Origin of the sequence: Shewanella waksmanii ATCC BAA-643 (assembly GCF_000518805.1) — a bacterium.
Taxonomy (GTDB): Bacteria; Pseudomonadota; Gammaproteobacteria; order Enterobacterales; family Shewanellaceae; genus Shewanella; species Shewanella waksmanii.
Window position 1 is genome coordinate 216,677 of the sequence record NZ_KI912497.1, and the last position, 13,745, is coordinate 230,421.

Annotated in this window: 10 protein-coding genes; all 10 read right to left on the bottom strand. The window is 47.6% G+C overall.

Annotation, left to right across the window (positions count from 1 at the left end; translation table 11 throughout):
- Position 1: 1 nt before the first annotated feature.
- The 10 genes from L865_RS0121095 to L865_RS0121140 all read right to left on the bottom strand — a co-directional run bounded on the left by L865_RS0121095 (position 2) and on the right by L865_RS0121140 (position 13,692).
- Positions 2 to 973, bottom strand: a complete 972-nt coding sequence (locus L865_RS0121095; protein ID WP_028775038.1) for an HlyD family secretion protein — start codon at positions 971 to 973, stop codon at positions 2 to 4.
- Positions 973 to 2,367: a TolC family protein gene (locus tag L865_RS0121100; protein ID WP_028775039.1), complete on the bottom strand. Its 1,395-nt coding sequence runs from the start codon at positions 2,365 to 2,367 to the stop codon at positions 973 to 975. The genes L865_RS0121095 and L865_RS0121100 overlap by 1 nt, the downstream gene beginning before the upstream one ends.
- Positions 2,368 to 2,516: 149 nt before the next feature.
- Positions 2,517 to 3,965, bottom strand: a complete 1,449-nt coding sequence (tldD, locus tag L865_RS0121105) for a metalloprotease TldD (protein WP_028775040.1) — start codon at positions 3,963 to 3,965, stop codon at positions 2,517 to 2,519.
- A gap of 40 nt (positions 3,966 to 4,005) precedes the next feature.
- Entirely contained in the window at positions 4,006 to 4,851 is an 846-nt protein-coding gene (locus L865_RS0121110) for a carbon-nitrogen hydrolase family protein (protein ID WP_028775041.1), read from the bottom strand.
- Complete coding sequence (locus tag L865_RS0121115) at positions 4,775 to 8,977, bottom strand: YhdP family protein (RefSeq protein ID WP_028775042.1); 4,203 nt, start codon at positions 8,975 to 8,977, stop codon at positions 4,775 to 4,777. Before L865_RS0121115 ends, L865_RS0121110 begins: the two co-directional genes overlap by 77 nt.
- Positions 8,977 to 10,479, bottom strand: a complete 1,503-nt coding sequence (gene rng, locus L865_RS0121120; RefSeq protein ID WP_037471716.1) for a ribonuclease G — start codon at positions 10,477 to 10,479, stop codon at positions 8,977 to 8,979. The genes L865_RS0121115 and rng overlap by 1 nt, the downstream gene beginning before the upstream one ends.
- Positions 10,480 to 10,575: 96 nt before the next feature.
- Positions 10,576 to 11,157, bottom strand: coding sequence for a Maf family protein (locus L865_RS0121125; protein ID WP_028775044.1), 582 nt, complete (start codon positions 11,155 to 11,157; stop codon positions 10,576 to 10,578).
- A 2-nt stretch (positions 11,158 to 11,159) separates the two neighbouring features.
- Complete coding sequence (gene mreD / locus L865_RS0121130) at positions 11,160 to 11,648, bottom strand: rod shape-determining protein MreD (protein ID WP_028775045.1); 489 nt, start codon at positions 11,646 to 11,648, stop codon at positions 11,160 to 11,162.
- A complete protein-coding gene (mreC, locus tag L865_RS0121135) occupies positions 11,645 to 12,529 on the bottom strand; it encodes a rod shape-determining protein MreC (protein ID WP_028775046.1) in 885 nt (294 codons plus the stop codon). The genes mreD and mreC overlap by 4 nt, the downstream gene beginning before the upstream one ends.
- 113 nt (positions 12,530 to 12,642) lie before the next feature.
- Entirely contained in the window at positions 12,643 to 13,692 is a 1,050-nt protein-coding gene (locus L865_RS0121140) for a rod shape-determining protein (protein WP_028775047.1), read from the bottom strand.
- Positions 13,693 to 13,745: the final 53 nt, after the last annotated feature.

The window sequence follows — 13,745 nt, forward strand, 5'->3', positions numbered from 1 at the left end:
GCTACAAGGCTAACATGGCTGACATACCCACTCTGAGCCCAGCAATGGGTTGGCTTGGGCGCAACTCCATCTCAAAAGTACGCATATCAAAATCATGGCCACTTTCAGTTGAGCGCCAAGTGGCAAATTGCCCCATGACACTAATATGGGCCACTTCAAACATCACTTGCTCACCTAAGGCGGGAATAGTGAGCTCCACTTGCTGACCTAGCTTGAAATCTTTAAGTTGATCTTCGCGCACATGGAACACCGCCCATGCATCTTGCATATCGATGATACTCACCACAGGAAAACCACTCGGTGCCAATTCTCCTCTTTGCAACAGCACTTCACTGACTTCACCAGACATTGGGGCTCGCATCTGACTATCGGCTAAAATTGCACTCACCTCATTGACTGCACCTTCCGCCATCAGGGCATTACCTGCCGCTGCGGCTTTGGTCTCTTCTCGAGCACCTTCTTCTGTCATCTGGTACATCGCGTAAGCGGCTTGCTCGGTATATTGGGCAGCTTGCCACTGCGTATACGCTTCATCACGCTTTTGACGAGCCAACACCCCTTCATTAAATAGTGCTTCAACCCGTTGATAAGTGGTTTTAGCTAAAGTCGCCGCCGCCTGAGCTTTTAGCCACTGCTCTTTAGAAGCCATAACTTGCTGTTTACGCGCGCCATTATCCGCTTCTTGCATCATTGCCTGCGCGGCATCGCGGCCGCCCTGCGCTTGCATCAGCTTTGCATTAAGCTCGGGGCTGTTAATAGCAAAAAGTAGATCGCCAGCAGACACTTGGTCACCGCGCCTCACCATGACCTGCTCCACTCGTCCCGGCACCTTTGAGGAGATGTTATATTCTCGCGCTTCAATTTGCCCCTGCAGCCGTTGCGCTTTAGGCGCCTGAGCGAGCCACATACCATAGGCTAAAATGATCACTAACAATCCCAATGCGCCAATGGCAAGTATTCGATTTATGCGCATTAACTTTTCTCCTGTGTAAGACTGGCTCGACCTATAAACTCATCGAGTTGACCACTGACGGCCATCAATCTGGCATAAGCCTGTATATAACGATACTGCGCGGCTAACTCTTGCATACGGACCGCGCTTAACTTAAGTTCAGCATCAACCTTTTCTATCGACGTCGACAAGCCTTGGCTAAAGGCAATATCCCGCAACCGTTTGTTCTCAGTCGCCAGTTCCATCGATAGTTGTAGGGAATTCACTTCTTCTTGCGCCTGCAACAACTGACGATAGCTTTGTTCAACCAACAAGCTTAAATCTTGCTGAGTTTGCGCCTTGGTATAGCGGGCCTGTAGCAACGCGCTTTTAGCGGCCTCTACTTTGCCACTGCGGCCATCACGGCTAAGTAGTGGCACTTTGACACCGACCCCCACCATCCAATCCGGCTCCATCTTGGCAAATAAGCTGTCATCTTCGTATAGGGTATAGTTACCGTACAAAAACACGGTGGGGTAATATTGACCTTGCTCTAAGGTGACTAACCCTTGTGCTTGCGCCTCTTTGGCCTCCAGTAATTTTAATGCCGGATGCTGAGATAGAGTTAACGATGTAAGCTGTGAGATTGCCGGTGGATTAGCTAACATAAACAGTTGTGACTGGGTGGCAACATCACGTTCGTGCAGCATTTTAGCCAAGGCAATTTGGGCCATCTCGAGCTGGCGTGTCGCGCTGGTGTAATCGACTTTGGCATTCTCTAATGCCACTTGTGCATTCAAACGTTCAACTTTTGCTATTTGGCCTTGCTGCTCGAGTATTTCAGCATGAGAAGCATGCTTTGTGAGCGAGTCGACTAGTTGGCCACGGGTATCGACCAAGGCCTGACTGACAGCCACGGCATAATAGCGATCCACTAGCTGGACAAACAAATCCCGTGCCGACAACTCGTGCTCATGCTCTTTTTCAGCGACATGAGCGGCTTTTATGCCCTGCGCCGCAGTGATCTTACCGCCGGTATAAATTGGCCACATAGCTTGCAAGCTTGAGCGAAACACATCTTGTTCGGTAAACGGGGTAATAAATAGCGATCCTGGAATGGCACCTATGGCACCACCAAGGGCTGACGGTAAGGCACTGGGATCTAACGAAGCAATGGGGTTAAGGTCGCGCAAATCCAATTCGAGGGGCTTTTCAAGCCGAGTGTAGCTGCCATTAAGACTTAAGGAGGGCATGTTAAGGTCATCAGCTGCGCGCTTTTCAGCTTCCGCCCGATGCACCTCTTGCACGCTCGCTTGCAGCTTATCACTGACTTGTAACAGCTGCTGCCAAGCCGCCGCAAAAGGGTAGTCTTTTGCTTGAACACTAGAAACACTAAAGGCCAACAATGGCCAAATTATCCACCTTGTATACTTCATTAGCACCTCTAGAGCCTTTACTCTAATTCCTTTTGGGCATGGTATCACTATTCACACGACGTGCGAAGTGATATTCACAGACCACATATGGCATGTCGTCTGTGCAATACTAATCGGTATAATTGATTGAAGTTACATAGTTTTAATGCCTAAGCAGTACCACCAACCGTCAAACTATCCAACTTCAAGCTTGGCTGACCCACGCCAACAGGCACGCTTTGGCCATCCTTACCACACACACCGACACCTTTATCTAATGCTAGATCATTACCGACCATTGAAATCTGCCCCATCGCTTCTGGACCATTACCAATTAAGGTCGCACCTTTAATCGCTTGGGTAATTTCGCCCTTTTCGATCAAGTAAGCCTCTGACGCAGAAAATACAAATTTACCTGAGGTAATATCAACCTGACCACCGCCAAAATTAGGGGCGTAAATGCCCTTTTCTACTGACTTGATCATCTCGGCAGGATCAGACTCCCCAGCTTCCATGTAGGTATTGGTCATCCTTGGCATCGGCAAATGCGCATATGATTCACGGCGGCCGTTACCTGTTGACTGCTCACCCATCAGACGTGCATTCAATTTATCTTGCATGTAGCCCTTGAGGATACCGTCTTCTATCAATACAGTCTTTTGAGTTTGTACACCCTCGTCATCAATACTCAAAGAGCCGCGACGATTAGCCATAGTACCGTCATCAACAACGGTCACTAATGGTGAGGCCACTTGTTGGCCAACTTTACCACTAAAGGCACTACTGCCTTTACGGTTGAAGTCACCCTCTAAACCATGGCCTACCGCTTCATGCAGCAATACACCTGGCCAGCCCGCACCGAGCACCACCGGCATTTCACCGGCAGGGGCATCAATTGCAGTTAGATTAACTGAGGCCTGACGAACGGCTTCTCTAGCAAAGGCAAAGCAGCTAGGAAGATTAAACTCGTCATCTTCAAAAAACACTTCGTAACCGTGGCGTCCGCCGCCACCGGCTGCGCCGCGTTCACGCTTTCCATTATGCTCAAGCACTACCGAGCAGTTAAAACGCACCAATGGACGAATATCAGCCGCAAGCGTGCCATCACTGGCAACCACTAAAATCTCTTCATGTACACCAGATAAGCTAATCACCACTTGGATAATGCGCTCATCTAAAGATTGAACATAAGCATATGCTTGTTGTAATAACGCGATTTTACGCACTTCTTCCATCGCGGCGATAGGATCGGCACTGCTATATAAACTGTGTTGTGCTGTACGTTTGAAGGCTTGAACTTGCTTATCGCTACCAAGATTAGCAATACCTCTTGCGGCTTCAACCGAGGCTAACAACGATGCTGGACTAATTTCATCGGCATAAGCAAAACCTGTCTTTTCGCCACTAATAGCGCGCACACCAACACCACGCTCAATATGAAAGCTGCCCTCTTTAACAATGCCGTCTTCCAACATCCAAGATTCGTGTCTGCTGCCTTGAAAATACAGGTCTGAAAAATCAACTTGGTGCTGATGGATACGCTTTAAGTAATCAGGTAACTGCTCAATACTTAAGCCGTCTTGCAGTAGGCTTTGCTCTACTTGATTTAAAAATGGCATTCAATCTCTCTCTTTTCGTTGTTGCACTTAGGCAAGCAAACTATGCATTCGCATCGCTATCTAATAGTTGTGGAGCAACAAATCGGTTATGACCTTGCACCGGCATTTTCTGTTTTAATTCGACATTGGCACTTAAATCAACATCAGCTGATACCCAGCCAGTCCCTTGGGCTTTCTCGGCCAATATCGTTCCCCAAGGATCAACCAACATAGATTGCCCCCAGGTTTCTCTTGAGCCTTCATTGTGTTGACCCCATTGCGCAGCGGCAGCAATGAAGCACTGATTTTCAATTGCACGAGCTTGCAATAACACTTGCCAATGTGCGGCGCCAGTCACTTTAGTAAATGCCGCAGGTAAAGCAATAATATCCGCGCCTGCCAGCGCCATGGCTCTAAATAGTTCGGCAAAGCGTAAATCATAACAGATGGCAATGCCCACTTTACCAAACGGCGTATCTATCACACTGATACGATCACCCGGACAGAAGGTGTCACTTTCGCGATACTGCCGGGTGCCATCGGCCACATCGACATCAAATAGATGCATTTTGTCATAATGCCCTAATGTGTCGCCTTGGGGTCCAAACAGATAACTGCGACTATACAGGCGTCCATCATCGGCTGTAATGGGAATCGTACCCGCGACCATGGTCACCGAAAATTCCTTTGCCAATGCTGCAAGCGCCTGCTGTAATTCACTGGCATCATGCTCTGCGGCAATGACTAGCTGATGACGTTCATGACCACCAAATAACAATGCACACTCAGGTAACACCACTAAGTGTGACCGGCTATCTACCGTTAACAGCTCAAGCTGCGACTTGATAAACGCCAAGTTGCTGCTGACGTCGCGACTGCTTTGGCACTGAAGTAGACTGACTTTCATCTTGCTGCTCCGCAGAAACCGCCGGCTCGGGTTTTTCAAGCTCTGGCTCTGTTGTTTTAGGTACTATAGGCACCACCTTATCATCAAACTGTGGCATAGCCTCTATTTGTTGCTGAGGTAACTCAACCCCTGAGGCAGGTTGTTCAATGCCTGCTGCTTGCTCATCGGCTAACTGGGTCGTGGTTTGCTCACCCACCTCAGCCGCAGGCTCGGCACTGCTGCTTGGCTCCCGCGGTAATACAGACTCAGGGATCTCAATTTCTTTGCTCTTACGCTCAAGTTCTTCAAGCTTAGGTTCTGACATAGTGCCCGTTAAACGGAAGCGAATTTCTGAGATCACTTCAATCACTGGTTCTAATACCTTAGTCAAGGCAAACGCCCCTAAGCCAAGTGTCCAACCACCGGTACTGAGCAAGACCACCGTCGGCACACTGGAGCCCAACTGAGGCGCAAATCGAATGTCATAATTGAGTGATTCGGTCATCAGATCAGTATAACCGCGCACGCGCATGGTGCCGGCAACGGCATTCATTTGAGTATCAGTGGTCTTAATCACCCCTTTATCAATATCTAAGGTACCGGAAAAGTCATTAAAATAAAGGCCTTTGCCAAATACATCTGAAAAGTCTAACGACAAGCGTCTCAGCAAAGAATCTAGACTAAACAGCGAAAATATTCGGGCGCCTTTATCGCTCACTTCTGACAAATGCCCCTTACCTAAATCAAACACGATTTGGCCATCTAATGTGGGCAGCGAGAAAGCATATGGTGCACCTTGCCAGCCTAAGGTTGCTTGGACATCAACCGGCGCTTCTTTCAAACCAGGGTCGATGCCTAAACGTTCTGACAGTACATCAAATTTGTCTGCTGTTAGAGCTAAATTAAACTCAGTTCGGTTCTGGCCGTCGGCCAGTGTCCACGTCCCATCACCCCTTAATTGACTGTCATCGGTAGTGATAGATAAGGTTTGAATACGGTAATTCTCTCCTTCAGGCGTACCCTGCAAAACTAAGTGACCCAGCGGCTTGCCATACATAGAAAACTCATCAACATCAGCGGCTAACGGCGGCATGTTTTGCATCACAGTATTATGCTCATAGACACGATTTTCAGCTGTTTTAGTTACCGGAGCCACGTCAAAGCGTTTAGCTACAATCTTTAGTCCCTGAGTATTCCAATCAGGATAGAAATCAATTCGCCCTTCAAACTCATCAGCCTGGCCATCAAAACGCCACGCATTGACTGTTGGGGTGGCATTGAATACCAAGTGGGTAAATGGCTGTCCCATCAAATCTAGCTGACCGATTTCTGCATCAATGGCCAATAATGGCGGGAAGAATGATCGGCGTTCGCGCATCAACTCATGGCTAAGTAAGTCATCCACGGCCGCGTTGGGGATGTTGCTGCTTTGGGTAGTAAAAGCATTGATAATTGGCAGCCAGGCATCAAAGTTGGCCTGTTTAAGATCGAGTTGTAGCCGGCCTTTATCGCGACTGAGTTGATCGCCTGGCTTGAAGGGCCGACCAAGTAAGATATCGAAATGGGACAAGTGATTGCCTGAGACTTCATCAAAGCCACCCCAAAATTCCATCTGATCGCTAAGGCGGATCCCTAACGATGATTGTTTGTTGTCACCAATGAGCTCAGCGGTCAACTTTCTGGGAGTCTCCACTGACTTATAAAATTCACCAGGTAAACGTAATTCAGTCCCCACTAAGTCACTACTGACTTGGGCTTGAATTCGGTAGCCGGTTTGGTCAAAAATCAGCGTCATTGCCCCGTCAAAGTCAAACTCCCCCTGGTAATAGGGGCTCAATGGGTTGGCAAGCACTTTAGGCAGCTTGTCCACCTGCCATGCACCATTCAGGTCCAGGTTTAATCCATAGTTTTTATTGACCCTTTCAGTATCAAAAGTCAGGCTAACCGGTTGATCGTACAGTAATGCTGAAATCTTCTCGCCCGTCACCACTTCATTGACAAAATCCACTCGACCAGTGACAGCATTTAATTGCACACCGGGCTCACTGATATAAACAGGCGTATTGTCGAAATTTACGCTGCCTTTAATCAGCTCATCCGCCCCGTCATACAGCGGAATACTTAAATCGAGTTCGCCTTCAATATCACCTTGAATTTGTACGACTTGTAATGTGGCACCAACATTATCCTTTAGGGGCGATTGCAACAAGACTTGAGTGGCGGCCTCTCCTGAGGTGGACAGGTCGGCTTTCACTGCTAACATGGATTCATGGTTCATCAAGGGAATGCCCACATAAGTCCCTGCGGCTGACACGTCCATCAGTTGCCCCTGCTTGACCCACAAATCCATTGCAGCATTTTCAAATAGCGCATCCAAAGTTAACCCTGTTACAGCAGGCCACTGCGGCTGGAACTTAAACTCCGCCTGTTGCAATGTAAAGCCCGCTTGAAAGATACCTTGCTGCTGACTATAAGGAAATTCACTGAATGCGCCACGCCAAATGACTTTTGCATCATCAGTATAGCCAGCAATTAGGGCGCCATTAAGATAACCAACTAGCGCGTCGCTCATCCCTTTTAGCGGGTAATAACGTCCAGCATTGGCAGCATTTTTGATACTGACGTCGGCGAGCAAGTTAAGGTAGGCACTGTCTTGTAAATCCAATTTGGCGGCAATCGCGAACTTAATGTCATTGTTCTCTAAATGTAAGTTTGGTGCGATTAACGATTGGTCGTCGATATCATATTCGAGTGTTGTCGCCTGACTGTCGAACACTAGCGGCGCGATAAAGCCATCGCCAAAATCAAGCTGTAACTCTTGCTCGGGCAGATCAACAATCAAACGTTCAGTGTTGGTTGTGACATTAACATCAAACATTTCAAGACCCGGCACCGAACCAAAATGGTTCCAACTCAAGGCTTTCGCATTCAAGCTTAATGCTAAAGGACTATTGGGCCTGTGCTGAATATGGATTTGCTGTAGCTGACCTGTTGGGGCAGCGATTTGCCATGACTCTAGGCCCGCTAAGGGCATGGATGGCACCAATGGCAAGAGCGGCAATAAACCGTTCAAGTTAAGTTTATTGAGCACAAAGTCATTACCGAAATCGCTATGACTTAGGCTAAAATCGAGATCCGGCCAAGCTTCATTATTGGTCGAAAAAGCTAAATCTTTACTGCGAATTTGCCAGCCACTTTCATCTGGTAAGTAATGAACACTACCGGCTTGAACTTCAAATCTCTGTGGCTGCTCATTTAGGTGCCACTGTAACCAACTGGGTTGAAACGCGACCATTGCCGAATCTATGTGGCGGCCAGCTAACGTTAACCAAGCTTCTAAATTAACCACACCTTCGAGCGCAAGAGTACGCTGATTATCATAAGGGTCGGTTTGACGTGATGCCCACTCTCCTAGATCTAAAGAGTTTGCCGCCAAGTAAACCTGACCCGTTAAGCTATCGGGTTGGTAACCACTACCCACGATATCAATGTCTAAAGATAGCTGCTCAACACTCACAGCTTCTTTGTCCAAATATACTTCGCCGCGACCTTGATGACGGCCATCGCTATTTAGCCAGCGCAAGTTTCTAATATGAATAGGTCGAAAGTCATGATGTTCGCTCAGCAGTTGTAAACTGGCATCTGATATCGCGAACCGATCTAACTGCTCAAGCAGCAAGGCGTAAAGCCAGTCAATATTAGTACTTGGCTGGCTATCGCTATTAGTCCGCGAAGATTGGGGGCTGGAACTAGAGTTAAGCTGGTCTATGTCTAAAGCAACATGCACGCCATCAAAAATCACCGTCTCAATTTGCGGTTGAGTGGTGAGCAGTGTTTGCCAAAAATCGAGCTTAATATGCACATTGTCAATGACTGCCGTAACCGGTATTCGCTCTTGATAAGGAATCACCATGCGCTTCATGGTTAATGCCGGGCCGTAGGCCTGCCATTCCGCCGCTAATTTGTCTAACTGAATCTCTATTTGGTATTGCTGCTCAATATAACTAATGACCTCATAGCGCACATCATCAAGCTTAGGCAGCAAGCCACGGATAAGGCTAACGACCAGAGCAAACAGGACGAGGATAATTGCTAAGGTTTGCCAACAAAGTCGGCCAAACTTTTTTGGACAAAAATTCAATGGCACTACATTATTACCACATCAAAACGATTTTGAGCATACATAGGTTCGTTTTGTAATCGGACTCGTTTGCCAATATACACACCTAGCTCTGCCACTAAATGGCTCTCTTCACCCGTTAAACTGTGGTGCACGGCTGGCGAGCAGTAGACTAAAAACTCATCGGCATCATAGGCACGATTAAGGCGAATCACTTCACGGAAGATCTCATAAGAAACTGTTTCTACCGTCTTCAGACTCCCCGTACCTAAACATGAAGGGCACTCGCCACATAACACATGCTCTAAGCTTTCACGGGTGCGCTTACGAGTCATCTCAACTAACCCTAGGCCAGAAAACCCACTGATATTGGTTTTCACCCTATCGGTAGATAATGCTGCTTCTAAGCTAGTTAATACCCGGCGCTTATGTTCCTCATCAATCATATCAATAAAATCAATAATGATGATGCCGCCTAAATTACGTAGCCGTAACTGACGGGCAATGGCTTGAGTCGCTTCAAGGTTGGTATTAAAGATGGTTTCTTCAAGATTGCGATGACCCACAAATGCGCCAGTATTAATGTCGACTGTTGTCATTGCTTCAGTCTGGTCGATAATCAAATAACCACCAGATTTGAGCTCAACTTTGCGCCCTAATGCCCGCTGAACTTCATTTTCAACATCATAAAGATCGAAAATAGGAACAGGACCTGAGTAATGTTCAATCTTTTCAGCGATTTCAGGCATAAATTCTTGAGAGAACTGCACGAGCTCCTCATAGGTTTGCCCTGAATCAACCTGTATTTGATCGAGTTCAGTGCCGACAAAGTCACGCACTATGCGCACTGGCAAGGCCAAATCTTGATATAACAGCGCCACTCCAGGACGTTTACGGCGCTCACTGACTTTCGCCCAGACACGACGTAAAAATGCCGCATCTTGCACTAACTCTTGTTCACCGGCGCTTTCAGCGGCGGTACGAATAATAAAGCCACCATCTTCGTCGACAAAAGGCTCAGTTAACCCTTTTAAACGCGCTCGAATTTCTTCCGACTCAATTCGCTGTGACACCCCAACATGGCTAGAGCCTGGCATAAACACTAAGTAGCGTGACGGTAAGGTAATATCAGTCGTTAAGCGTGCGCCTTTGGTGCCCAGCGGATCCTTAACCACTTGCACCATAATATCTTGGCCTTGGCGCACTAGCTCAGCAATATCGCGCACCACAAAATTGCCTTTCTCTACATCCGCCACACATTCAGTATGCGGCACGATATCTGAAGCATGTAAGAAAGCCGCTTTATCTAGGCCGATATCAACAAATGCCGCCTGCATCCCCGGTAAGACACGGCTGACTTTGCCTTTATAGATATTACCCACAATACCGCGTTTCATGCGGCGTTCAATATGCACTTCTTGCAATACGCCATGCTCTACCAACGCGACTCTCGCCTCGGTAGGTGTCACGTTAATGAGCAGCTCTGAACCGATTTTCTTCTGGACTTTATTTTTTATAAACTGGCTCATGATCTTCACTCACTTGCAAAAAGATTAAACACATCACCGCACAAAGCAGCGCCCAACACCTGATCATATCGCAAGCCTTAGCGATATGGCTCGGCGTTACAAAATGGCAAATTCAGCTAATAGTTGCCGAGTCTCAACCAATGGCAGCCCAACGACCGCAGAATAACTGCCTTCAATGCGGGCGACAAAACTTCCACCTAACCCTTGAATACCATAGGCGCCGGCTTTATCCATTGGCTCTTTAGTCGCGACATAAGCTGCTATGTCTGCAGAACTTAATTGACTAAAGGTCACCAAGGTTGTCACCACAACATGTTGCGTTTGCTTACCATCGGTCACCGCGACAGCTGTCATTACCTGATGCTGATTACCCGACAACGACGCTAACATACGTTTCGCATCTTCACTGTCTTTGGGTTTACCTAACACCTCTTCTGCCAATACCACAATGGTATCAGAGCCAATTACCACCGCTGATTCTTGCGCCGTTAACTCATAGCCCGCGAGTGCCTTTTCTTGAGCTAATCGAGCAACAAATGCTGCTGCGCCCTCGCCGGGTTGTATGGTTTCATCAATATCAGCTGCTAAAGATGTAAAACTAAAATCCTGATTCAGAAAGCTCAACTGCTGCAACAGTTCACGCCGCCTAGGCGACGCGGATGCTAATACCAATGACATACTTAGCGTACCTTATACAAACGCCTGACACGGCGTAAAATCCAAAATACCCACCACCAGATAAACAAGCTAGAAATCGCGGGCCAAAAAAGAGAAGCATCAAACGTAGCGCTGTCGACAACAAACTGCACCCAAAACACAATTAAATGGTACAAACTAACAATACAAGCCACCATCAAGGATTGTTGCCACATAGGGAAATTACGTAAACGCTGAAAATGAAGCACGACAACGTAAATCACCAAAGCCATCGCTAATGAGCGAATACCAAGATGGGCGCCGAGCAAAATATCAAGCAGTAATCCAAGTATCCAGGCAGTTAAGATGTTGTACCTATGGGGTAATGCCATAGCCCAATAGATTGTGACTAGCAGCAACCAGTCAGGTCTAAAGCCTTCAACAAGGTCTGGCAAAGGCATAATTTGAAATAGCATTGCCACTAAAAAGCTCAGCCAGACGACCCAACGGCCATTAGGAATATGCATGCTCACTGGCTAGCCTCCGGCGTTGAATCGGTTACCATTTCAGCGGAGTCAAGTTCTGCTTCTCGCGCTTCCTCTTGCACATCAGGCCAAAGCAGCAGTAGATATCGAATGCGATCTAAGGCAGCCAATGGCTGAGCCGAGACAGTGGCATAGTTTTGACCATCATCTTTGACTACATTCATGACTCTTGCGACGGGATAGCCCTCAGGAAAACGATTACCTAAACCCGAAGACACCAATAAATCTCCTACGCGAATATCGGTACTTTTGGCAACGTGCCGTAGCTCTAATTCATCAAGCACACCTGTACCATTGGCAATCATCCGCACGTCGTTACGGGTCACACGCACAGGAATGGCATGGGCAGGATCGGATAGCAGCAACACGCGGCTGGTCAAGGCGCTCACTTCAACGACTTGACCAACAACACCTTGGGCGTCAACAACGGGCTGACCAACAAATACGCCATTGCGCTCACCATGGTTAAGCACCACATAATGCCGATATGGATCACTGGCCACCTCCATCACTTCGGCAACGACTTTCTTGGCATCCATATGCACAGGGGAACCAAGCAACGCCCGCAACCGGTCGTTCTCTTGGCGCAGGTGCTCAAATCGCTGCAAACGTTCACTCATTAGCAACTGTTGGTTTAACAGTGCTTGATTTTGCTTAGCTAACATATCGCGGGTGGCGAAGCTTTCAGCAGACCAATCGAGCATGGCACCGGGAATGTTGGCAACAAATTGTAGTGGACTAAGGAGCGAGGAAACAGACTTTCTGGCGGGCTCTAATTTATCATTGGTCAGCAGTAGAAGTACCGACAGTAGAATCGCTAAGGTCAGGCGAAATTGGTTTGAGATACCACGAGCAAAAATGGGCTTCATAAAACACTTAAGGCAGCTTGAATTGACAACCCTGATTGATACATAAACATAACATACTTAGTTGGTGTTTAATATCAAGGGGCTGCCAGCTCAACGCTGCCTGCTAAACAAAATTAATTTTCGTCGGAGAATAGATCGCCGCCGTGCATATCAATCATTTCTAGTGCTTTACCACCGCCACGTGCAACGCACGTTAACGGGTCGTCAGCAACCATAACTGGAATCCCAGTTTCTTGCATCAACAGTCGGTCAAGATCGCGCAACAACGCGCCACCGCCAGTTAATACCATACCGCGCTCAGAGATATCCGATGCAAGTTCTGGTGGCGACTGCTCTAACGCGACCATCACTGCACTAACAATACCTGAAAGGGCCTCTTGCAATGCCTCTAAGATTTCATTGCTATTTAGGGTGAAGCTACGAGGTACACCTTCTGCAAGGTTACGACCGCGTACTTCAATTTCCAACACTTCATCACCTGGGTAGGCGGTACCGATACTATGCTTAATACGCTCGGCTGTGGCTTCGCCCACTAAGCTACCGTAGTTACGACGTACGTAGTTGATAATGGCTTCATCAAACTTATCACCACCAATGCGCACTGACGATGAATACACCACGCCATTAAGTGAAATGATAGCGACTTCAGTGGTACCACCACCAATATCAACCACCATTGAACCTGTTGCTTCAGAAACCGGCAAACCCGCACCTATTGCAGCAGCCATCGGCTCTTCAATGAGATAGACCTCACGGGCACCAGCGCCCATGGCAGATTCGCGGATTGCACGGCGTTCAACTTGAGTGGCGCCAACAGGTACACAAACCAGAACCCGAGGGCTTGGACGAAATACACTATTGTTGTGTACTTGCTTAATAAAATGCTGCAACATTTTTTCGGTAACATAGAAGTCGGCGATAACACCGTCCTTCATTGGGCGAATCGCTTGAATGTTGCCCGGCGTACGCCCCAACATTTGTTTTGCTTCTGTACCAACAGCTGCTACAGACTTTTGTCCACCACTACCGCGCTCGCCACGAATAGCCACAACTGATGGCTCGTTTAATACGATGCCTTCCTCGCGAACATAAATAAGAGTGTTAGCGGTACCCAAATCGATCGATAGATCGTTAGAAAAAATGCCACGCAGCTTTTTGAACATGTAACCAGCCTGTCTCAGTGGAGTCGGAAAAATAAAAATCAGGTAACTTTATC

What these genes read in the sequence shown, in the direction of transcription:
- mreC (WP_028775046.1), bottom strand. Translation starts at nt 12,529, where the DNA reads ATGAAGCCCATTTTTGCTCGTGGTATCTCAAACCAATTTCGCCTGACC.
- L865_RS0121095 (WP_028775038.1), bottom strand. Translation starts at nt 973, where the DNA reads ATGCGCATAAATCGAATACTTGCCATTGGCGCATTGGGATTGTTAGTG.
- L865_RS0121110 (WP_028775041.1), bottom strand. Translation starts at nt 4,851, where the DNA reads ATGAAAGTCAGTCTACTTCAGTGCCAAAGCAGTCGCGACGTCAGCAGC.
- rng (WP_037471716.1), bottom strand. Translation starts at nt 10,479, where the DNA reads ATGAGCCAGTTTATAAAAAATAAAGTCCAGAAGAAAATCGGTTCAGAG.
- L865_RS0121100 (WP_028775039.1), bottom strand. Translation starts at nt 2,367, where the DNA reads ATGAAGTATACAAGGTGGATAATTTGGCCATTGTTGGCCTTTAGTGTT.
- L865_RS0121140 (WP_028775047.1), bottom strand. Translation starts at nt 13,692, where the DNA reads ATGTTCAAAAAGCTGCGTGGCATTTTTTCTAACGATCTATCGATCGAT.
- tldD (WP_028775040.1), bottom strand. Translation starts at nt 3,965, where the DNA reads ATGCCATTTTTAAATCAAGTAGAGCAAAGCCTACTGCAAGACGGCTTA.
- L865_RS0121125 (WP_028775044.1), bottom strand. Translation starts at nt 11,157, where the DNA reads ATGTCATTGGTATTAGCATCCGCGTCGCCTAGGCGGCGTGAACTGTTG.